This window comes from Pseudomonas sp. PSE1(2024), assembly GCF_050990555.1.
In the GTDB taxonomy this organism is placed as follows: domain Bacteria; phylum Pseudomonadota; class Gammaproteobacteria; order Pseudomonadales; family Pseudomonadaceae; genus Aquipseudomonas; species Aquipseudomonas aphyarum.
The window spans coordinates 4,359,279-4,379,455 of the sequence record NZ_CP158967.1; the positions used below are offsets into that span (position 1 = coordinate 4,359,279).

19 protein-coding genes are annotated in these 20,177 nt (G+C 58.8%); 7 read left to right on the top strand and 12 right to left on the bottom strand.

Annotated elements, in window-relative coordinates:
• Positions 1–86: 86 nt before the first annotated feature.
• Both dusA and ABTV87_RS19760 read left to right on the top strand, forming a co-directional pair.
• Positions 87–1,106 carry a tRNA dihydrouridine(20/20a) synthase DusA gene (gene dusA, locus ABTV87_RS19755; RefSeq protein ID WP_433898225.1) on the top strand — a complete coding sequence of 340 codons (1,020 nt, stop codon included), beginning with the start codon at positions 87–89 and terminating at the stop codon, positions 1,104–1,106.
• A 75-nt stretch (positions 1,107–1,181) separates the two neighbouring features.
• Entirely contained in the window at positions 1,182–1,562 is a 381-nt protein-coding gene (locus ABTV87_RS19760) for a DUF2388 domain-containing protein (RefSeq protein ID WP_433898226.1), read from the top strand.
• Here the strand turns inward: ABTV87_RS19760 and ABTV87_RS19765 are convergent, their stop codons facing one another.
• The gene (locus tag ABTV87_RS19765; RefSeq protein WP_007951638.1) at positions 1,563–2,396 is read right to left on the bottom strand and encodes an undecaprenyl-diphosphate phosphatase; all 834 of its coding nucleotides are present in this window, start codon (positions 2,394–2,396) and stop codon (positions 1,563–1,565) included.
• 506 nt (positions 2,397–2,902) lie between these two features.
• On the opposite strand from ABTV87_RS19765, the gene ABTV87_RS19770 reads away from it, so the two are divergent.
• The 3 genes from ABTV87_RS19770 to ABTV87_RS19780 all read left to right on the top strand — a co-directional run bounded on the left by ABTV87_RS19770 (position 2,903) and on the right by ABTV87_RS19780 (position 6,374).
• Complete coding sequence (locus ABTV87_RS19770) at positions 2,903–3,643, top strand: winged helix-turn-helix domain-containing protein (RefSeq protein ID WP_258712100.1); 741 nt, start codon at positions 2,903–2,905, stop codon at positions 3,641–3,643.
• A 293-nt stretch (positions 3,644–3,936) separates the two neighbouring features.
• A complete protein-coding gene (locus tag ABTV87_RS19775; RefSeq protein ID WP_085608234.1) occupies positions 3,937–4,596 on the top strand; it encodes a winged helix-turn-helix domain-containing protein in 660 nt (219 codons plus the stop codon).
• Between the two features lie 383 nt (positions 4,597–4,979).
• Entirely contained in the window at positions 4,980–6,374 is a 1,395-nt protein-coding gene (locus tag ABTV87_RS19780; RefSeq protein ID WP_433898227.1) for an undecaprenyl-phosphate glucose phosphotransferase, read from the top strand.
• A 279-nt stretch (positions 6,375–6,653) separates the two neighbouring features.
• Here ABTV87_RS19780 and ABTV87_RS19785 read toward each other — a convergent pair whose 3' ends face one another.
• From ABTV87_RS19785 to galE, 6 genes are all read right to left on the bottom strand, one after another.
• The gene (locus tag ABTV87_RS19785) at positions 6,654–8,732 is read right to left on the bottom strand and encodes a YjbH domain-containing protein (protein WP_433898228.1); all 2,079 of its coding nucleotides are present in this window, start codon (positions 8,730–8,732) and stop codon (positions 6,654–6,656) included.
• The gene (locus tag ABTV87_RS19790; RefSeq protein ID WP_408980454.1) at positions 8,729–9,493 is read right to left on the bottom strand and encodes a capsule biosynthesis GfcC family protein; all 765 of its coding nucleotides are present in this window, start codon (positions 9,491–9,493) and stop codon (positions 8,729–8,731) included. The genes ABTV87_RS19785 and ABTV87_RS19790 overlap by 4 nt, the downstream gene beginning before the upstream one ends.
• Positions 9,490–10,155, bottom strand: a complete 666-nt coding sequence (locus ABTV87_RS19795) for a YjbF family lipoprotein (RefSeq protein ID WP_258712103.1) — start codon at positions 10,153–10,155, stop codon at positions 9,490–9,492. The genes ABTV87_RS19790 and ABTV87_RS19795 overlap by 4 nt, the downstream gene beginning before the upstream one ends.
• Positions 10,156–10,166: 11 nt before the next feature.
• Complete coding sequence (locus ABTV87_RS19800; protein ID WP_176240358.1) at positions 10,167–11,282, bottom strand: polysaccharide biosynthesis/export family protein; 1,116 nt, start codon at positions 11,280–11,282, stop codon at positions 10,167–10,169.
• Between the two features lie 90 nt (positions 11,283–11,372).
• A complete protein-coding gene (locus tag ABTV87_RS19805) occupies positions 11,373–11,609 on the bottom strand; it encodes a hypothetical protein (protein ID WP_003226528.1) in 237 nt (78 codons plus the stop codon).
• 227 nt (positions 11,610–11,836) lie between these two features.
• Positions 11,837–12,853: a UDP-glucose 4-epimerase GalE gene (galE, locus tag ABTV87_RS19810; RefSeq protein ID WP_127799012.1), complete on the bottom strand. Its 1,017-nt coding sequence runs from the start codon at positions 12,851–12,853 to the stop codon at positions 11,837–11,839.
• Between the two features lie 379 nt (positions 12,854–13,232).
• On the opposite strand from galE, the gene galU reads away from it, so the two are divergent.
• Positions 13,233–14,066 carry a UTP--glucose-1-phosphate uridylyltransferase GalU gene (gene galU / locus ABTV87_RS19815; RefSeq protein ID WP_007951629.1) on the top strand — a complete coding sequence of 278 codons (834 nt, stop codon included), beginning with the start codon at positions 13,233–13,235 and terminating at the stop codon, positions 14,064–14,066.
• Positions 14,067–14,113: 47 nt separating this feature from the next.
• The gene (locus ABTV87_RS19820; RefSeq protein WP_085608230.1) at positions 14,114–14,521 is read left to right on the top strand and encodes a mannose-1-phosphate guanylyltransferase; all 408 of its coding nucleotides are present in this window, start codon (positions 14,114–14,116) and stop codon (positions 14,519–14,521) included.
• Between the two features lie 3 nt (positions 14,522–14,524).
• Here ABTV87_RS19820 and ABTV87_RS19825 read toward each other — a convergent pair whose 3' ends face one another.
• Genes ABTV87_RS19825 through ABTV87_RS19845 form a run of 5 tightly spaced genes read right to left on the bottom strand, consistent with a single transcriptional unit; the run spans position 14,525 to position 20,177 of the window.
• On the bottom strand, positions 14,525–15,673 hold the full coding sequence (locus ABTV87_RS19825; RefSeq protein WP_433898229.1) for a GDSL-type esterase/lipase family protein: 1,149 nt from the start codon (positions 15,671–15,673) through the stop codon (positions 14,525–14,527).
• A 12-nt stretch (positions 15,674–15,685) separates the two neighbouring features.
• The gene (locus ABTV87_RS19830) at positions 15,686–16,729 is read right to left on the bottom strand and encodes an acyltransferase family protein (RefSeq protein ID WP_433898230.1); all 1,044 of its coding nucleotides are present in this window, start codon (positions 16,727–16,729) and stop codon (positions 15,686–15,688) included.
• A gap of 12 nt (positions 16,730–16,741) precedes the next feature.
• Positions 16,742–17,845 carry a hypothetical protein gene (locus tag ABTV87_RS19835; RefSeq protein WP_007951624.1) on the bottom strand — a complete coding sequence of 368 codons (1,104 nt, stop codon included), beginning with the start codon at positions 17,843–17,845 and terminating at the stop codon, positions 16,742–16,744.
• Positions 17,836–19,068 carry a polysaccharide biosynthesis C-terminal domain-containing protein gene (locus tag ABTV87_RS19840; RefSeq protein ID WP_433898231.1) on the bottom strand — a complete coding sequence of 411 codons (1,233 nt, stop codon included), beginning with the start codon at positions 19,066–19,068 and terminating at the stop codon, positions 17,836–17,838. Before ABTV87_RS19840 ends, ABTV87_RS19835 begins: the two co-directional genes overlap by 10 nt.
• Positions 19,065–20,177 carry a polysaccharide pyruvyl transferase family protein gene (locus ABTV87_RS19845; protein ID WP_007951622.1) on the bottom strand — a complete coding sequence of 371 codons (1,113 nt, stop codon included), beginning with the start codon at positions 20,175–20,177 and terminating at the stop codon, positions 19,065–19,067. The genes ABTV87_RS19840 and ABTV87_RS19845 overlap by 4 nt, the downstream gene beginning before the upstream one ends.

Sequence of the window (20,177 nt, forward strand, 5' to 3'; positions counted from 1 at the left end):
GCCGAGTTCGCTTGCTACATTGTAGCAACCGACTTCAGAAAACAAGGAAAAATGGGTAAAAACCGCTGTATAAAAGATCAGTATCAATGAATTTCGAAAAACCCGAAGCGCCCGTAAACACTAGCCATCCCCGTTCCGAGCCGTCTCGCCGCTTCAGTGTGGCCCCGATGATGGATTGGACTGACCGTCACTGCCGGTTCTTCCTACGCATCCTGTCGAAAAACGCCCTGCTCTACACCGAAATGGTCACCACCGGCGCTCTGCTCAACGGCGATCACGAGCGTTTCCTCCGTCACAACGAAGCCGAGCACCCGCTGGCCTTGCAGTTAGGCGGTAGTGTCCCGCTGGACCTGGCTGCTTGCGCACGCATGGCGCAGGAACACGGTTACGACGAGGTGAATCTGAACGTTGGCTGCCCGAGTGATCGGGTGCAGAACAATATGATCGGGGCGTGCCTGATGGGGCATCCGCAGTTGGTGGCGGATTGTGTGAAGGCGATGCGTGATGCGGTGTCGATTCCGGTGACGGTGAAGCATCGGATCGGGATCAATGGGCGGGACAGTTATGAGGAGCTGTGCGATTTCGTCGGCACGGTGCGGGATGCCGGGTGCACCAGTTTTACGGTGCATGCGCGGATTGCGATTCTGGAGGGGTTGTCGCCGAAGGAGAACCGTGACATTCCGCCGTTGCGTTATGACGTGGCGGCGCGGTTGAAGGCGGATTTTCCGGAGCTGGAGTTCATTCTGAACGGCGGGATCAAGACGATGGAGGCCTGCCATGAGCATTTGCAGACCTTTGACGGGGTGATGCTGGGGCGCGAGGCGTATCACAATCCTTATCTGCTGGCCGAGGTGGATCAGCAGTTGTTCGGCAGCACCGCGCCGGTGATCAGCCGGGCCGAGGCGCTGGCGCAGTTGCGGCCTTATATAGCCGAGCATTTGCTGGCCGGCGGTGCGATGCATCACATCACCCGGCATGTGCTGGGCCTGGGCACCGGGTTCCCGGGGGCGCGCAAGTTTCGTCAGCTGTTGTCGGTGGATATCCACAAGGCCAAGGATCCGCTGGCGTTGCTGGATCAGGCGGCGGAGTTGCTGGCCGGGCGTTGATCGACGCGTTGAGCGTGTGGGCAACGAATGAGCGTTGCCCGGTGTTTTGTTGTACTGACAGGATGTCTTTTGGTTATGCCCACGTTCAGCTGTGTTTTATTCAAGCGTTTCACCCTCCTCGCTTTACTCTCGACTCTCTATGCAAGCGCCTATGCATCCTGTGATTTTGCGAAGGGGTGCGGCAACGGGGAAAATGGCCCTTTTCAATCTACCCAAATGTCTGGTTTTCTGGTTTTCACGACGACGATGGTCACAGTCGACGGGATGTCGGACATTTCCGGACTGAAAAAACGTGTGTATTCGGTAGAGGAAATAGAAGCGGCACGTTATTTCCTCGCCAGTGACGGCATGCTGCAAGCTGCGTATTTCACCTCGGCGTTGCAGCGGTTTCGTCAGGATTCGCCCGACTCTGAATTGAATGACCTCGCCGTCGCTGCACTGATCAGTAGTCAATGATCAGGCGGCTGCGGCCGCCGTCCAGTTCACCCAACCAAATTGCCAGGTGGCAAGGATCAGCAAGCCGAAGGCGATCCGGTACCAGGCGAAGGTGGCGTAGCTGTGGTTCGCAATGAACTTCAGCAGGCCGCGCACGGCGATCATTGCGAAGATGAACGCTACGACGAAGCCCAGGGCGAAGACTGGCAGGTCGCTGCTCTGGAACAGTTCGCGGTACTTGTAGCCGGAATACACCGCGGCACCGACCATGGTCGGCATTGCCAGGAAGAACGAGAACTCCGTGGCGGCCTTGCGTGACAGGCCGAACAGCAAACCGCCGATGATGGTGGAACCGGAGCGCGACGTGCCCGGAATCATCGCCAGGCATTGCACGCAACCGATCTTCAGCGCGTCGGCCCACTTCATGTCGTCCACATGGTCGACACTCACTACATGATCGCGCTGCTCGGCCCACAACATCACGATGCCGCCCACGACCAATGCAACGGCAACGGTGATCGGGTTGAACAGGTATTCATGAATCGTGTCGGCGAATAACACGCCGAGAATGACCGCCGGGAAAAAAGCGATCAGCAGATTGCGGGTAAAACGCTGTGCGTTGCTCTGGGTCGGCAGGCCTTTGACGATCTCGAAGATCTTCGGGCGAAACTCCCAGACCACGGCCAGAATGGCGCCCAGTTGAATGATGATATTGAACGCCATGGCGCGTTCGCCGCCGAACTCCAGCAAGTCGGCAACAATAATCTGGTGGCCCGTACTGGAAATGGGCAGGAACTCGGTCAGGCCTTCTACCGCCCCAAGAATCAGTACCTTGAACAAGGTCAGTAAATCCATTAATCCTCCGTCGGCACGCTATTTGAGGGCGCGCCGTTAAGTGCATTCAGGCATTGAGTATCTGAAGTAAAACAATTGGCAGATGCACACCCATTGCCCGACTCGGGGACGGAGAATATGTCTTATCAAAAGCCACACTCAAGGCATGTTAATAAACGTCCGTGTGTGAACTTGTCAGTGTTATAGCTAAAAATCACATCGCCCCTTAAAATGTGATCCACCTCACACTCCCTGTACTGGCGTGCAAATCAGTAGTGGCCAAGGGACATAAAAACAGGTCGCCACAATTACAAAATAGTGGCACCATTGCACATTGCCACCATCTAACGAGCCCTCTTTCGTTAGTTCAGAGCCCCGAAAAAAGCAACTAAAAGCTTGAAAAGCTTAATTATTGTTAGAAAACTCGGGAGCCACGTCTAAAATCCGCGCAAATGTTACCAATTGTCAGTCACAGATGAGAACCGGTGCTTTAACATCCCGATGTCAGCACCTTTTCGAGTCAATGCATGATGCTCACAGGTAACTTAGCGACTAGAAGCCCGCGCCGCACAAGCGACGAACCAGGTGTTCTCACTCTGGGTCGTACCCGTGGCGTGGCTGAACACTTTAGCGCGCTAATCGCGAAGCATGTGCAGTCTGATATGGCCATTGAGGCCGACTCTTACGCTAGTTCATATCAGCAAAATGAATATCACGGCTTGTATCGGGCCATATTCATTGTCATCGACAGCCCTCAGGCTCTTGAAGACAACCTGGCACGGGTGGAAAGCCTGCGCAGTGACAACTTGAAGCCGATCATTTGTGCGGTGATCACCGGGCGCGGCGCGTTCAACAAGATCAAGTATTTCCTGGCCGGTGCCGACTTCTGTATCAAACTCAATACCTTATCCGATGAAAGCGGCGAACTGCTGGGCGAGTTCTTCAACAGTGAAGAATGGCAGCGTGATATCAGCCTGGTGCTGGATCCCACCCGCATCTGCCTCTCGGACACCAGCAAGAAACTCGATATCTCCTTTGCCGAAATGAAGATCCTGCAAGCCTTTGCGCAGACCGGCAATCACATTCTCAGCCATGATGAAATCGCCAGCATCATGGGGCTCAACACCCATTTCTACGATCCTCGGGCGCTGGAAAAATCCATCAGCCGCTTGCGTGGGAAAATCAAGGACGTGTACGGTACGAACGCCATACAGAGCATTCGCGGGTATGGCTATCGTCTGATGAGGGGGTTGATCTCGACCGCCTGATTCAGGGAATCACTCTTTTGCAGCTTACGAGGGAACGTCTGATGCAACGCGCTAAAAATCCGATGTCTCACTGTTTTAACTGCGTCACATATCTAATAAAAAGCTGTCAATTGCATGAGCGCTGCAACACTTAAACATAACAATAAACCATTACTCTAAAAGCAGACCGAGTGGAACTTATCGAGGGCCATCATTGGGCCCAGACCCTGCCTGTCGATTATTTCCGAGGAAAACATTGCTCGCCTGCCCATTATTTTTTTCGCCAAATTTGGTGTGTACTTTAGGAGAGAGACATGGAAACCAGCACAACCCTCCCAAGAAAATACTTTGTTGTCGTGACTAATAGCTCGGCGTCGCAACGTGAACTTGAGAACATCCTCTCCAGCGAACGTTTCAATTCGTTTGGCACGTCCCAGGCACAAATGTTTATTGAAGGTGTTGCTTCGCCCTCTTCCACTCCGATGCTGATGGAGTTCACTTACCCACGCGGCACAAGGAAGCATGTCGCACGCAGCATCGAACATGATACCCAGCGCATATTGGCCACTCTCGAATCGGAATGGCTGGCCGCACAATCGGCGCATTCGTTCCACAGTTCCACGGCCATGGCCGAAGACCCCGCTGACACTTCCCGAACGATCGAGTCCGACGCGCCCTGCACTGAAGCCTGGCACCTGGACAATGATCAGGGTGCATTGACGAAAGAGGGTGTCGAAATCAGTCTCACCGGGCTCGAAACCGCACTGGTCCGCAAAATGCTCCACCACGAAGAACGTGTTGTCAGTCGGGACGATCTGATCCTCAGCATCGGTCGCGAGCCGGAGCAATACCGGGGACTGGAAATGTGCCTGAGCCGTCTTCAAGACAAATTCAAGAACGCCAGCAACGGTGAACGATTGTTTCGTGCCGTACGCAATCGCGGTTATTGCCTGATCCAGGAAGTTGTTGCCTAAACAACATCCCTCACTACCAAGACAAACAGATACAAGTGCGATTACAAAAATAAAAAAGCACTCTGTTTGGTTTCACCCCTCCCTGGTTATACCCGCCTCCTGACCCCACCTACGATAGCAAACACAAGATTGATTATTCACCCCCTGCCTTTCGACCTTTTCTAACGTTTGAATATTGGAAATTTAAATAAGTTGGCACTGTGCCATCTTGTTAGAACTCGTCAGACAGCATCCCCGGTAATAACTTAGTCTATTGACTGACGACAGTTCCGCATACCGGCGTTGTTACCTCAAGACACTGGCTCAAACAACAATAACAAGTCTGCTTAACAACTCGGTTTTCTACTGTCGAAACCTGAATGGACGTCTTTTGGGGATATCGTATGGATCTTTCTCTTCGTATCAATCGAAACACCGGCCTCAAGGGACTGACCTTTTGGGGCCAATGGGCGCTGGCACAGACTTTCATTGTTTCACTGTTGTTCATACTCGCCGAACAGCACACGGGCACCGTCGAGTTCTACTATCGGATGTGCACAATCCTGGCGGTACTGGCCTCGGTGCCGGCTTATACCTTCAGCGGCGCGTATCGAAAGCGAGACAATTACCTGACCGGGCTGGGTCGACTGTTCGTGGGCTGGTTCATGACCATGGCCGGGCTGGCGTTCATCGCCTTCATCTGCAAGGCCGATGCGCTGTTTTCCCGCCAGGTCATCCTTGAGTGGGCGGTCTACGGTTTCCTCGGCCAGGCGTTGCTTTACGCACCGCTGCATGCGTTCTCGAAGTTCTACCAGCGTTCGCGCAAAAGCGAACACAAGACCCTGATCGTCGGCACCGGCGAACTGGCGCTGGGCCTGGCGAAGAAGTTGAGCCAGCACGAAAACCTGCCGCTGGTCGGCCTGGTCAGCAACGGCGACAAGCCGTCCCTGGAAGCGGACGCCCCTCGCGTCGTCGGCGCTCAGGACGAATTGCTCGAGCTGATCCAGACCCACGACATCCGCCGCTTGTACATCACGCTGCCGCTGTCGGAAGCCGCCAACATCGAAGCCATGTACGTCGATCTGCTGGATGCCAACGTTGACGTGGTCTGGGTGCCGGACCTGAACAGCCTGACGCTGCTCAACCACTCGGTGAAAGTCGTGGACGGTCTGCCGGCGATCTACCTCAACGAAAGCCCGCTGACCAGCCGCCCGACCGCTGCGCTGAGCAAGAGCCTGGTGGAGAAAGCCGTCGCCCTGCTGGCGATCATCCTGTTGAGCCCGGTGCTGCTGGCCGTGGCGCTGGCGGTGAAGCTCACCTCGCCCGGCCCGGTGTTTTTCAAGCAGGATCGCCATGGCTGGAACGGCAAGGTGATCAAGGTCTGGAAATTCCGCTCGATGCGTGTGCACGATGACCATGACGTCAAACAGGCCAGCCGCAACGATTCGCGCATCACGCCAGTCGGTCGCTTTATCCGTCGCACTTCGCTGGACGAGCTGCCGCAACTGTTCAACGTGCTGCAAGGCCACATGGCGCTGGTCGGCCCACGTCCGCACGCCGTCGCGCACAACAACTACTACTCGGGCAAGATCCTCGCCTACATGGCCCGCCACCGAATCAAACCGGGCATCACTGGCCTGGCACAGATCAGCGGTTGCCGGGGCGAGACAGACACGCTCGACAAGATGGAAAAGCGCGTCGAGATCGACCTGAAGTACATCAACAACTGGTCGCTGTGGCTGGATGTGAAGATCCTGGTGAAGACGCCGTTCACCCTGCTGTCGAAGGATATTTACTGAGACGCAGCGCTTGAGAAGGCAACACCGCAAGGGGACGAAAGTCCCCTTTTTTGTGGGCGGGATTTGGGGGGTGGTCGGGGCTCTGAAGCCGAGGAGTGACAGATGCTTTGATGTTGGCTGTACTAGCGCCATCGCGAGCAGGCTCGCTCCCACAAGGATGATGAGCGGATCAGGATTTGCTATTCACCTCAAACAAATGTGGGAGCGAGCCTGCTCGCGATAGCGGTGGAACACCGCCCGGAGCAACCCCACTCCCACTGACTCCCCGCTCTCCCGAACCTACTCGGTAATCTTCCCGAAGTTCCGATAGAACATGTCCCCTTCCCGACTGTCCGTCATCGAATGCAGCTGGAAGCTGCGATTGAGCCGCGCGCCACCGTCACGGGTCAGCGGCGCCCACACCAGGTTGGCGCGGCGCATGGTCGACATGCTCATCATTTCGTCGAACGGAATCGACAGGTACAGCCCCTTGTCGAAACTACCCTCGCCATACTCGGCGCTGCCGGCGGTGGTGATGGTCGCCCAGGCGCCAAAACGTACGCCGTTGAAGAACTCGCGGGAGATATCCACCGTGCCGCCAAAGTCGCCCGCCAGATAACGCCCGACGCTGACCGCGGCCAGCGTGTCGAACGGCAGGTCGGTGTAGCCGGTGACGTGGCCGGTCCAGACCGAGTAATCACGCAGGCCGAAGCCCTGGTCGAACTCACGCTGACGCACATAGTTCAGGTCCGCACCGATCGACCAGCGCTTGCCGGTTGGACGAAACAGCACCTCGCCCCCGACCCCGGCGAACATCGACTCCAGATAACCGCCGTAGACCATGCCGTACAAATCCTTGTCCAGTTGCTCGGCGTGGCTGACCTGAAACAGCGGCATGGTGGTGTCCGACGTGGTCAGGTACTGACGCAAATCGGTGCGCACACGCGGCAGGCCGCTGGGTGCGTCGTAGGTGAACTTGTCGAAGTTGTTGATCAGGTTCTGACTGAGCAAACCGTTCCACCAGGTGTTGCGGTTGAAGCGGTACTCGGCGTCCAGATCGGCAGTGAACTGATAGAGCAAACCATCGGGGCCGCCGACGTTCTGTTTGAAACCCAGGCCGACGCCGTAATTGAAGTGCTGCGGCGCTTCGGTGTAGAGGGTTTTCTCGTTGCGCGGCATTGCCGGATTGATCTCGGTGGTGCGGTGCAGCGATTCCAGCGGTTCTTCGTTGTTGATCACTTCGCGGAAGGTCTGCCGGGGCACGCTGGTTTCTTCCAGCGGCAGGTCGTAGCGCTTGTTGACCACGGTGAACCAGTCGATGTCGTCGTTGACGCTGTTGTCGAGAATCCGGCTCGCGCGGCCAACGGCCTTGGGCGAATGGAAGTAGCGCTGCTGCTCGCCGTACACGATCAGTTCGGAATCGCGCTGGGTGATGCGCTCGACCTTGTAGCCAGCGTTCTGCTGCAAGCGGCGCGACACGTCGGCCCAGTTGACCTCCTCCATCGTCGTGGCCGGCGCCTTCGCCGGCAGCGGTTCGGCCGGTGGGTCGAAGGTCTTGGCCGGGGCCTTGCGGCTGACGAAGTTGGTGTGGAACGTGACGCCGAACATCGCCGTGTTGCCCCGCTCCCACGCGGCGCTCAGATCGAGGGAATCGGTCACCTTGAACACCGCGCCGAGGTTGATCGGCGAGTCCTGCTTGATGATGTTGTCCTTCGGCTCGTGCTTGTAGTCGTTGCCTTCGTATTCGAGTTTCAGGCTGAGACGATCCCAGGGTGTCTGGTAACTCACGCCGCCGAAAAACGCAGGCTTGCCGCGAAAGTACGACCCGGCGTTGACGTCACCGGTGCCTTCCAGATCGGGTCTGGTTTTGAAGCGATCACTGGCCCAGCCCAGCGGGTTGTCGAAGTCGCCGCGATTACCGATGTAACCCCAGGCGATGCCGGCGCTGAAATCGAAATTGTCGTAGCGCTTGTTGGCGACGAAGAATTCACTGGCAAACAAACCGGTACCACCGATGTCTCGAAAGCCCAGCGCCACTTCCGGCGCCCAGTGGCTTTCCTGCCACAGCCGGACCTTGGCGTCGACCGCCTTGTCCTTATAGCTCTGGCTGCCGCTCAGCGCTTCGGAACCGTACGGACGGTTGGTGATGGCGGTGTAGCGAAACGAACCTTCCAGCCAGTCGAGCGGCTGCAACGAAACGCTGTATCGGCTGTACGGTTCGGTGCGGTTGGCGTTGACGCTCAACTCACCGGCGGGCGACATGCGCGCGGTCGGGGTCTGCAACAGACCGACGCCGCCGAAGTCATTCTGGGTAATGCGTGGCTCGGCATGCACCAGGCCACACGGCAATAACAACACTGCTGCAAAACGCAAATTCAACGAACCACCTCAGCCAACTGCGTGGCAATCAATTCGGCCAACTGCTGATTCAGTTCAGGGACAGGCGGATCCAGATCATCGTTTTTCACCGGCACCAGAATCTTGCTGCCGGCCACGGGCATCTGCCCGCTCTCGCGGTTCCAGTGGGCGATGCCGACCCGCCGCGATTCGCCGTTGGGCTGGATCAGCCACAGGTAGTCGGCATCGGCGTCGGCCTCCAGCAACGTGCAGCCCTGCAGGTATTCGCGGGCTTCCTGCAACGGCTGGTAAGGCAAGCGGCACGGCTCGGCGACCGCGCCCAGCACTTCGACTTCGTCGACCCGTTTCGGGTAGATCAGTTGATCGCCATCGTCGAGACGGATGTTGCGGGCGAAACCGACTTCCACCGCCACCGGATCGAGATCGGCGATCTGCCGCCCGGTCACCGGCATCTGCCGGACCTGCTCGGCCAGTCGCTGTGCCAGCGCCGCACGACTCGGCTTGTCGAACAGCATGGCCATGCGATGCAGCACATCCAGATCGAACAGCACGCCGACCTTGAGTCGCGTCTGTTCTTCCAGCAATGACTGACGCAACAGAACGCCCGCCAGCCAATAACCTTCGGCATTCGGCACGGCCTCGCCGATCACATCGCGCAAACGCCCGCCCGCCGGCAATTCGACCGGGCCGGGGTTGGCGACATCACCGCTGACGATGACCGCTGCCTCGCTGCCCCCGGTGAGCAACATCAAACACGCCGCCAGCGCTCTGAGCCGCTTCACGGGAGATGCCTGCGGTCAGGGGTCAGTTGCACGATCCTGACCCGCAACTGCGAGGTCAGTTGCTGCTCACTCTGCACAATGAAACCGTCCACCGGATCGACCCAGTAACGATTGGTCGCGCGCAGGCCGATGGCCGGCGCGTCAATCTGCTCATCGACACGCAGCACGGTGTATTCCTTGTCGAGAATCTCGAGGGTTTCGAGGGCGCGGCGGGAGAAGCGGCTGTTGAGGATGATCCCGACTTCCTGGCCCTTGTAGAGGTCGATCCAGCGGCGGCTGGTGTAGCCGTCGGTGATTCGGTGCAGGCCTTGTTTGAACGGCGAGTCATCGGACAGGCGAGTGCCGTCCAGATCACCCTCCGCGCCCAGACCGATGCTGCGCATCGCCAGGCCGTCGCGCATCAGCAGCACCTGCTTGCCGGAGGCGACCCAGAACTGCAGGTCCTCGCGTTCGCGCACCAGCGCCAGCACCCCGGAACCGGACGGTGTGGTCAGTTTGAGTTGGGGATACTTGACCCCGGCCACCTGCTCCGCCGACACATCGAGTTCATCCGGCCCGATGACCGACGCCTTGAGGTTGTTCAACGAAGCGCTCATCAGCGGATTGCAGCCACTCAACAAAACGGCCGCCATCAGGCACACGCCCACTTTCAACGTTTTCACAGTCGGCGGCCTTATTTGCTGTTGTTACTGTATTCGCTCCAGTTCTTCGCAGCGGAAGCCCCGGTCCCGACAATCGATGCCGACGGCACCAACTGGCTGATCAGGCGATTCCAGCGAGTCACGTTGGCAGGCCCGACATACACCACGTCCTGGGGCCGCACTTCGAAGTGTGAGGCGAGCGCCATGGCGGTCGGCGACTCGGCTTCCAGCTGATAAATTTTCGCCGGCTCCACGTCGAGGTTTTCCACCCCGCGAATCACGTACACGGCGTTGCCGTTGGAGGTGGTCTGGCTCAAGCCGCCGACCGAACCGAGCACGTCGGACAGATTCATGGTGGCGGTCTTGAAGCTCAGCGCACGGGGCTGGTTGACCTCGCCCATCACGTAGATGCGCTTGTTGTCGTTGTACGGCAGATACAGCTGATCGCCACCCTTGAGGTAGACGTTCTGCAATTCGGAATCCTGCTGATTGAGCGCATCGAGATTGAGCGGATAGACCCGCCCGTTGCGCGTCAGCATCAGCCCGGACAAGTCGGCATTGTTGGTATCGACACCGGCCGAACCGAGGGCCTCGACCACGCTCAGCGGGTTGGTCGAAATCGCCTGGGGGCCGGCCTTGGCCACGGCGCCCGAGACCACGACTTTCTGACTGGCAAAACGCAGCACCGCGACATCCACTTGCGGCTCGGCAATGAACGCCGAGAGGCGTTGCTCGATGTCCGAGCGCAGTTGCTGGATGGTTTTGCCGGCGGCCTGGACTTCCTTGATGTACGGGTAATACAACGTGCCGTCGGAACGTACCAGACGACCGTTGGCATCGATCTGCTGTTGCGCACCCGAAGGGGCGGTCAGCTCGGGGTGATCCCAGACCGTGATGTACAGCACATCGTTGCTGCCGATGCGGTATTCGGCCGGGGTCGCCAACAACTCCGCCGGCACCGACTCACGCTTGTACGTGGCGCGGTTCATGGCGATGAGCTTGGGGGTGATCTGAATGAGCTCGACCCGGCTGCTTTCGCTGGCACCCTGGCGCGTGATGCTACTGGTGCTCAGGTACTGGCCGGGGGAGAACATGCAACCTTGCAAAGCGATACTTGCCAACAATAAAAGAGAAAAACGACGGGTCATAATGGCACTACGCTATTCAAGGGCGAATCCAAAAACAAAGTCACCCGACTTTCGTCGGGCGACCCTGTACTGCACCAACAGATACTTCAGTTAGTTGTGCGTGCCGGTTGTACCCGTGGTACCGGTGGTACCCGTTGTACCGCCGTTGGCACTTCCACCACTGTTGGACGCCGCTACAGCACTGGCGACCATGGCAGTACTGGCAGCAGGCGCTGTAGAAGCCGCGACACTGCCAGATACATTGGTCACTGCTGTAAGCGGCGCTTCAGCTGCGGAGGCCCAGTTGCTCAACATCGTCAACAGGGCGATCGCCATCACTTTCTTCATATCAACTCCTTTCTAACATCGCACCTGAACATCGGGTGTTCGTTAGAGGTGGTAGAGTTCAAGTCGCAAAAAGCGCGAACAAGATCCGTTGTTCTTTCACAGTCTTACCCAACTGATAAAAGTCGAACGGCAGGTTTATATCTACGGACTTGCAAAAGGCATTGCCAGTCTAATTTCCCGACGATATCTAACAACCTGACTGAAACTAACATTGCACTAAAACGCCATCATCCCTGATAACCCCGGGGATGATTCGATTGCCAGCGCCAGGTGTCGGTGACCATGTCCTGCAAGTTGCGCGTGGCTTTCCAGCCGAGTTCCTTCGCCGCCTTCGAAGCGTCGGCCCAGCTCTCGGCAATATCCCCGGAACGCCGTGGCATCACCCGGTAAGGCACCGGCTGCCCGCAGGCCTGCTCGAAGGCGCGCAGCACCTGCAACACGCTGTAGCCATCGCCGGTGCCGAGGTTCCAGGTATGAATGCCAGTGCGGTCGGCGATGGTTTGCAGGGCTTTCAGGTGCCCGTCCGCCAGGTCGACGACGTGGATGTAATCACGCACGCCGGTGCCGTCGACCGTCGGGTAGTCGTCGCCGAAGATCGACAACTCCTTGAGGCTGCCGACCGCCACCTGGCTGATGTAAGGCACCAGATTGTTGGGGATGCCGTTGGGGTCTTCGCCCATCTGGCCGCTGTGATGCGCGCCGATCGGGTTGAAGTAGCGCAGCAGCGCAATGCTCCAGCGCGGTTCGGACTGGCACAGGTCGCGCAGCACGTTTTCGACGATCAGCTTGGACTGACCGTAGGGATTGGTCGGATTGCCGGTCGGGAAGTCCTCGCGGATCGGCATCTGCTCAGGCTCGCCGTAGACCGTGGCGGACGAACTGAACACCAGCCGGAACACCCCCGCCGCTGCCATCGCCTGGCACAGCGTGATGCTGCCGCTGACGTTGGTTTCGTAGTATTCGAGCGGCTTGCGCACGCTCTCGCCCACGGCCTTTAGCCCGGCGAAATGCAGCACGGCATCGATGGCGTGCTGCTGGAAAATCCGGTCCAGCAGGGCCCGGTCACAGACATCTCCGCGAATCATCAGCGCACTTTTGCCGCAAATGGCTTCCACCGCGTGCAAGGCGGCGTCGCTGCTGTTGCAAAGATTATCCAGAACTACAACTTCATAACCTGCTTCAAGTAGTGCAAGTGTGGTGTGCGAGCCGATATAGCCGGCGCCACCCGTTACCAGAATCTTCATAGCGCGGTCCATAAGTGGGAAAAGTGCCAACTCGCGTGTCAAGCGCTGTTTGTTTAATGTGTGTCTTGATTCACACAAACCGCGCGACAACAACCAGAAACAAAAACAGTTCAATCACTGGCTATAAATATTTTTACAAGCCAAACTGTATTGCCTGGTACTTATTAGCACTCCCGCGCATTCATCACTATCAACGGATGCCGACTAAAAATAACCAATAACTGTCAAACCGACATCTCATAACATTGTCGTGTTTTACACTCATTGCTATTTGCCACTCATCTCCCGAGTCAGGTATTAAAGTACAGCTTCAATAACTTGCAACCTTCGTTATTGCAATAAACGATGGCAGTGCGCCATGAATGACCAGGAAACTTTTATGATCCGTAAATGTTTGTTCCCCGCTGCCGGTTATGGCACGCGTTTCTTGCCGGCCACCAAAGCCATGCCCAAGGAAATGCTGCCGATCGTCAACAAGCCGTTGATCGAATACGCCGTTGAAGAAGCACGGGACGCCGGCCTGCAACACATGGCCATCGTCACCGGACGGGGCAAGCGCGCACTGGAAGACCACTTCGACATCAGCTACGAACTCGAACACCAGATCCGTGGCACCGAGAAAGAGAAATTCCTGGCCGGCACTCGCGAGCTGATCGACACCTGCACGTTCTCCTACACCCGTCAGGTGGAAATGAAAGGCCTGGGCCACGCGATCCTCAGCGGCCGCCCGCTGATCGGTGACGAGCCCTTTGCCGTGGTGCTGGCGGACGACCTGTGCCTGAACCTCGAAGGCGACGGCGTGCTGACGCAGATGATCGAGCTGTACAAGAAATTCCGCTGCTCGATCGTCGCCATCCAGGAAGTCCCGCGCGACCAGACCCACAAGTACGGCGTGATCGCCGGCGAGGCGATTTCCGAGGGCATCTACCGGGTCAACCACATGGTGGAAAAACCGGCCCCGCAAGACGCACCGTCGAACCTGGCGATCATCGGCCGCTACATCCTCACGCCGGACATCTTCGACCTGATCGCCGACACCGAGCCGGGCAAGGGCGGCGAAATCCAGATCACCGACGCCCTGATGAAACAGGCGCAGAACGGTTGCGTGCTGGCCTACAAGTTCAAGGGGCTGCGCTTCGACTGCGGCGACGCCGAGGGTTACCTGCAGGCGACCAACTTCTGCTACGACAACGTTTACCTGAAGGGCCGCTGAGCGGCCCCCACTGATTCATTGCAGCACGCACATCCAACGAGGCAACCATGAACATTGCACAACATTCCGCAGAGATTGAACGTGAGGTGGACAACCTCGGGGTGATGAGCTGGTTATCCCGCCATCAGCCATTGCCCAGCGCCAATGGCCCGTGGCTGGGCACCCTGCTGCTGGTCGATCGCATCGGTGTGTTTCCCTCCTCCGGGGACATACGCCGACCGATGCGCGATCCCTATCCCCTGCTCGCCCACCTGAAACGGATCTATGGCGAACAGGCGCTGGAGGTCGATGACCGCGACGGCCTGAAAGTGATTTTCAGCGACTGGCGTTTTCGCGTGCGGATCTGCTGCAACGACCCGGCGATCATCGTCAACGTGGAAACCCGTTGCGTGACGCAGTTGATGCCGCAAAAAACCGCAGAGCTGCTGAGCCATCTGGATCTGTTCGACAACTGACGACTACTTCGAAGTCTCGCCACAGTTGTCCTGTGGCGTGACTTTTTGCTGTCCGCCCACGACCCAACGATAGAAGTAATCGGCAATCACCCGCCCACCCGTGGCCGGGACCGGATGAATCTTGTCCGGCCCGATCATGGCTGCGGCGTAGCGTTTGACGTCGGTGCCGAACGCGCATTGCAGATTGGCGTAACCCAGACGCTGCTCACGGGCCCAGGGCTCGATGACCTGCGCATAAGCCGACATCGGATAGGCGCTGGAGCGGGTGGTGTCCTGACGCAGGATCAGGTTGATGCTCGCCGCCGGTTGAATCTCGCGGAGCATGCCGACCAGCCCCTGAACGTTGTGCAGATACTGCTCGGGCTTCACGCCAAAACCCTGATCGTTGCCACCGAGCATGATCAGGTAAATGTCTGCGGGAATCTTCGACACAACGGCTTTCCACTGCGCCTGCCAGCGGGCATCGTCGTGGTAGAAATCAGCCGACGCCGCGCCGGACGCGGCCAGTTTCGACACCCGAATCCCGTTCTGATCGTTGCTCAGCCACAGGCCGAACAAGGTCGGCGTGCCCTTAACCACTTCCAGCCTGAAAGCCCAGTCGGTCGCGGCGGATGTGCCAGACAACGGGACTTCCTGAACACCCTCGCCCGCGAGTTTCAACGGCTGCCAGTCGGCGGAAGGTGACCAGCGATAACGCAACTCACTGGAATCACCGTTGCCGAGGTAGAGCAGTTTCGCCTGAGTGACGGCGGTGTTGATGGCGGGCGTCGGGTTGGCCTCGACTTGCAGCCAGGCGCCGGGGCGGCCGGTCACCGTGCGGCTGTCGGGGCTGGCCTGGCCGAGGCCGGAGACCTGCCAGTCGCCGCCGAAGTATTTTTCGCTGCTGCGGGTGTACTTGAAATGCGTGCCGCCCAACGCTGCGCCGTGGTTGAAGCCGACATAACCCGGCCCGGCAAACCCGACCTCCCCGGCCACCCGTTGCACCAGTTTGTTCAGGTAGAAATCCTGCCCGGCGCTGTAGCTGTCGCCGATCACCGAGATCGACAACACCTTGCCGGCCTTGCCCTCGCGCCACTGGCCAAACCGCTCGCGAGCATCGCCGATTTGCACCACCGACGCCGCCACCGGCGGCACATCATCAACAGCCAGCATGAATCGCTTCCTTCATCGGGTCTGCGCCACCGGCGCGATGGTCGCTGCCGGTTTCTTCTTGGTCGCGGCACGTTCGCCAAGGAACAGCACGGAGGTGAAGTTGAACCGACTGAAAATCATCGACAACACCACCGGCCCGAGCAAGCCACACGTCACGCCGCAGAACACCAGCACGCTTTCGTCTTTCACGCCCAAGCGGCCGAGGATCGAGCGCGACGTGGCGGCGAACAACACATGAAACAGGAAAATCGCATAGGAGTAACCGCCGAGCCAGGTCAGCGCCTTCGAGCGCATGTCACTCGACAGCAGCGCGAGGCAGGACACGCAGCCCACCGTCAGGCCGATCAGGCTGCGGCGGTCGACGATCAGCTCGCGGTCCACCGACGCCACGTACAACAGCGTCAGCGAGATCAGCACAAACACCAGCGGGCCGATCACCTTGAACGTCTGCTTCAGCTCGCTGACTTTCTCCTGGCCGATCATGCCCGCCACAAAGAACGGCAGCAGATAAATCGCCCCGTTGATACCGAACGCATCCACCGGAAACGCTGGCAGCAGGAACACCGCCGCCGCGAACGCGAACAGCAGATACAGGCGCGTTGGCGTGCGCAGCAACCCGCGCCATTCCAGCAGGCCGACGAACATGAAAATGATGAACACCGCCTGCAGGAACCAGAAGTGGTTGATCGGCACATAGAACGACAACAGCGCATCCATCACGCTGACATCCTTGTTCACGCCCGGCCCCACCGCCTGCAACACCGAGAACGGCACACCCACGCAAAACAGCGGCACGATCAGCCGCCGCACCTTGCCGCTGAAGAACGCGGAAAAGTCATTGCCGCGAATCTTGTAGATGGAATAGATGTAGCCGGAGATGAAGGTGAACAGCGGCATGCGCACGTACACCATCGAATCGGCGATCACCCGGAACGGCGAGCCGATGTCGATTTTCAAACCACCGCCCAACGGCCCGATCACGTGATAGAGCACCAGCAACAGGCACGCCAGGCCACGCAGGGTTTCGATCTCCAGGGACTTTTTCTTGCTCGACATAAAGCACCCGCCTCAATTCAGAATTCTTGATTCAACCTTCACCGGTTTGTTCGCCCGCAGCATCAGACCCAGGCCCACGAACAGCACCGGCACCACCATCGAAAAGTGCCGGGCGAACGAGCCGAAGTCCGGTTCGAACAAGCCTTGAACCAGCAGGAACGCCAGCGGAATCGCGATCAGTTCCTTGGGTTTGGTCTGGATCGGCGCGCCCTTGTAATCGGTCGAGGTGATGACTTTGAACAGCAGCAGCGCGGTCATGATCATCAACGCCACGAAGATCACCTGGCCCGGTCCGGACAGCAGGATCAGCTCAACGGGGAACGACAACCGGAAGAAAATGATCATCGAGTCCAGGGCCTGCGAGACGAAGTCGCTGCCGCTGAGCCACGACACGATCAGCGATTTGGAACCCTCTTCGCCCGCCGTGCGCAGTTCGTTGTTGCTGGCGCGAATCGACGACACCGGAAAGCCCAGCGCCAGCTGGATCGCCATCGCAACCGCGAGATAGAACAGGAACAGCATCAGGAAGAAGGTCGTGCGCGAGACGTATTTCTTCATCACGCAGACGCCGACCCAGGACAGCGAAAACAGAATCCAGTAGGGCCGGATCAGCACGCCGTAGATCACCGCCGAGAGGAAAAATCCGCCGCGATATTTGCGCGTCAACGAGCTGAACAGAATGCTCAGCACCGCCACCGACACGATGATTTCCTTGGTCAGGTTTTCCAGGAAGAACGAACGCACGATGCCCCACAGGCACAGGGTTCCGAAGATGGTCAGCGGCATGCGCCGGAACACCACCACGGGAATCGCCGTGAGGAAAAAGTTGCAGAACATCCCGTAGGCCCAGGCGTTGGTCAGGTTGATCCCGGTGGGCCGCAACAGGAACGCCGAACACTCGTAGGACGAGCGATCCGGCGAGAACGGGTTCCAGAAATTACAGTTGTCGGCCCGGGCATACGACGACCACAGAGTCATCGCATCCGGGCCGGGATCGCGGGGAATCAGCAGCGGCATCGCCACCGACAGAAACAGCCCGGTGAACAGGATCAGGAACGACAGCGAGGAGTCGAGTCGGCGGCCGCGAAACTCGATGCACGGCAGTTTCAGGCCCATGACACGACAGCCTTTTTCGCCCGCGTGGCACGAGTCAGCAGCGCAATCACGGCGAGCTGCACGGTGATCGCGAAGACGTTGCCCCAGGCCGCGCCGTAGATCGACCAGTGCTTGATCAGCAGGTAACTGACCGGCACTGAAACCAACAGACAAATGGCCGCGCTGGCCAGGGACACCCGGCTGTTTTTCGAAGCGATCAACCCGCCCCAGACGATGTCACCAATGGCACGCAGGGCGAAGGAGAAAATCAGCACGCCGAGGATGCCGTTGTCCGGACGCGGAACACTGGTGGCGACGTAATCGAGCACCACGTTGAAGAACAGATAAATGCCCACCGCGACCGCCGCCGACACCACCAGCGAACGCGCGACCCACTTGTTCACGAACAACTGCCGGACCGTGAACGGTTGCTGATCGGCCTGATAACGCTTGGCAAGCAGCGGAATCCCGACCACCGCCACCACCGCGTAGGACAGCGCCTGCAAGGTGTTGGCCGCCGACCACGCGTACACGTATTTACCGAGGCTGGCGTAGGGTTCGAGGTCGATGATCAGAAAGCGCTCGGCATACTGACTCAGCGCGATCAGGCCAGTGCCCAGATAAAACGGCAACCCGGCTTTCCACACGGCGGCGGTGGCCAGCGTCCCCTCTTCCCGCCCGCGATGGACGTTCACCACGATCAGGTAACCGGCGACGATCACCAGCACGTTGGCGATGACCCACAGCCACAGCACGCTGGCGATTCCAGACACCCACCCGAGCGCCATGCCGCCCACGGCCAGCAATGCCCAGAGCCCGGTCTTGATGAAAAACAACAGCGCACCCGCCGTGGCTTTCTGCGCGGAAAACACGAACGAGTTGATCTCGAACGACAGGTGTTCGGTGAGCAGTACCAGCGTCACGCAAGCGATCAGCGCGGTGGTCGCCTCCACCGACTGGAACAGTGAATAAATCAGCACCGTCAGCACCGACAGCGCCAGGCCCACGGCCAGGTACAGCAGCAGCACCTTGTCCACGACCCGGCGCGAACTGCCGCCTACGCTGATCAGCCGATTGATCTCGGAACTGAAACCGACGCTGTAGAACTTCGACGCGATCAACGACGCCGCGACCACCACGCCGTAAAAACCCAGCGCCTCGTAACCGAGGTAATGGGTGATGGCGAGCACCAGCAGGAACTTCGCGCCCAGTGCCCCGCCTCGCAGCAACAGCCGGAATATCATCGAATGACGCCCTTGATGATGTCGTCCATGGCCACGGTTTTCGCCTCGATCTCGCGGCAGGTGTCGGTCAGGCGTTTGCCGAAATTCGACAGCGCGTCAGGCGCGTAAACGGTGTCTATGATGGTGTCGACATTGATGTCGCCGCCGTTGATGACCCAGTCCTCGACGCCCATGTCCTGATAGGCGCCGAAGCCTTTGCGTTCGTAGCTGATGTGGTACGCCGGCACCCCCGAAAGCAGCGATTCGATCGCGCCGTGCAGGCGTACGGAAATCACCAGGTCCGGTTGGTATTTGGCCAGCGTCGCCTTCAGCGGCAGCAGGTCTTCGGTGATGCCCAGTTCGCGATAGAACGCGCCGTCATCGTTACCGCGCACGGCGCTCTGTACGGCGCAGACCACTTTGCTTTTGTTCTTCAAACGCTGCAGCAGCACTTTCAGGTTGGCCACGTAGGCAAGTTTCTTTTCCTTGCTCCATGCCGGCGGCTTGCGCAGCACCACGCACACCGTGGCCGGCGTCGAGGCGCAGCGGGTGAACTTGGGTTGCTGAAGGATCTTGCCGGCCAGCGCCTGCACCGCGAGGTCCGGTGCGCGGTAGACATTCTCGCAAGCATCGAACAGCGCCGAGGAACGGTTATCGCGCACGAACACCGCATCGGCGCTGGCGTAGTGGCCGACGATCTTGTCGCTGTCGCCGTGGAACGGCCCGATGCTTTGCGGCAGGTACACCGACGGCACCTTGCTGAGGATCGCGGTTTCCAGTTGCTTGGCGTGGCCGAGTTTCAGCTTGATGTGCTCGAAGGCACTTTTCGAGCGCATGTAGCCGCCACCGACGCCGACGATCAGATCGGTTTTCTTCAACAGATCCGCCAGCCCCGCGTAGGACTGGTTGAGGAACACCGCTTCCTTGACCCGACCCAGGCCCTTGGCCGCCATCACCGGCGCGTCGAAGCGCGGGTGCGGTAGGTACTTGAAAGAGTCCGGATCGGACGCCACGACACTGATCGCGGTGTCTTCGCCAAAGTTGCGCTGCACCAGCGCAATGGCCAGATCGACCAGCAGACCATCGCCGGAGTTGGAGGCACTGTAGCCATGCAAAATCGTTACGTTCAT

Coding starts and splice junctions, on each gene's coding strand:
- ABTV87_RS19820 (WP_085608230.1), top strand. CDS start 14,114: ATGAACATTGCACAACATTCCGCAGAGATTGAACGTGAGGTGGACAAC.
- ABTV87_RS19760 (WP_433898226.1), top strand. CDS start 1,182: ATGCCCACGTTCAGCTGTGTTTTATTCAAGCGTTTCACCCTCCTCGCT.
- ABTV87_RS19835 (WP_007951624.1), bottom strand. CDS start 17,845: ATGGGCCTGAAACTGCCGTGCATCGAGTTTCGCGGCCGCCGACTCGAC.
- dusA (WP_433898225.1), top strand. CDS start 87: ATGAATTTCGAAAAACCCGAAGCGCCCGTAAACACTAGCCATCCCCGT.
- ABTV87_RS19845 (WP_007951622.1), bottom strand. CDS start 20,177: ATGAACGTAACGATTTTGCATGGCTACAGTGCCTCCAACTCCGGCGAT.
- ABTV87_RS19825 (WP_433898229.1), bottom strand. CDS start 15,673: ATGCTGGCTGTTGATGATGTGCCGCCGGTGGCGGCGTCGGTGGTGCAA.
- ABTV87_RS19770 (WP_258712100.1), top strand. CDS start 2,903: ATGATGCTCACAGGTAACTTAGCGACTAGAAGCCCGCGCCGCACAAGC.
- galE (WP_127799012.1), bottom strand. CDS start 12,853: ATGAAGATTCTGGTAACGGGTGGCGCCGGCTATATCGGCTCGCACACC.
- ABTV87_RS19780 (WP_433898227.1), top strand. CDS start 4,980: ATGGATCTTTCTCTTCGTATCAATCGAAACACCGGCCTCAAGGGACTG.
- ABTV87_RS19805 (WP_003226528.1), bottom strand. CDS start 11,609: ATGAAGAAAGTGATGGCGATCGCCCTGTTGACGATGTTGAGCAACTGG.
- ABTV87_RS19800 (WP_176240358.1), bottom strand. CDS start 11,282: ATGACCCGTCGTTTTTCTCTTTTATTGTTGGCAAGTATCGCTTTGCAA.
- ABTV87_RS19765 (WP_007951638.1), bottom strand. CDS start 2,396: ATGGATTTACTGACCTTGTTCAAGGTACTGATTCTTGGGGCGGTAGAA.
- galU (WP_007951629.1), top strand. CDS start 13,233: ATGATCCGTAAATGTTTGTTCCCCGCTGCCGGTTATGGCACGCGTTTC.
- ABTV87_RS19840 (WP_433898231.1), bottom strand. CDS start 19,068: ATGATATTCCGGCTGTTGCTGCGAGGCGGGGCACTGGGCGCGAAGTTC.
- ABTV87_RS19830 (WP_433898230.1), bottom strand. CDS start 16,729: ATGTCGAGCAAGAAAAAGTCCCTGGAGATCGAAACCCTGCGTGGCCTG.
- ABTV87_RS19775 (WP_085608234.1), top strand. CDS start 3,937: ATGGAAACCAGCACAACCCTCCCAAGAAAATACTTTGTTGTCGTGACT.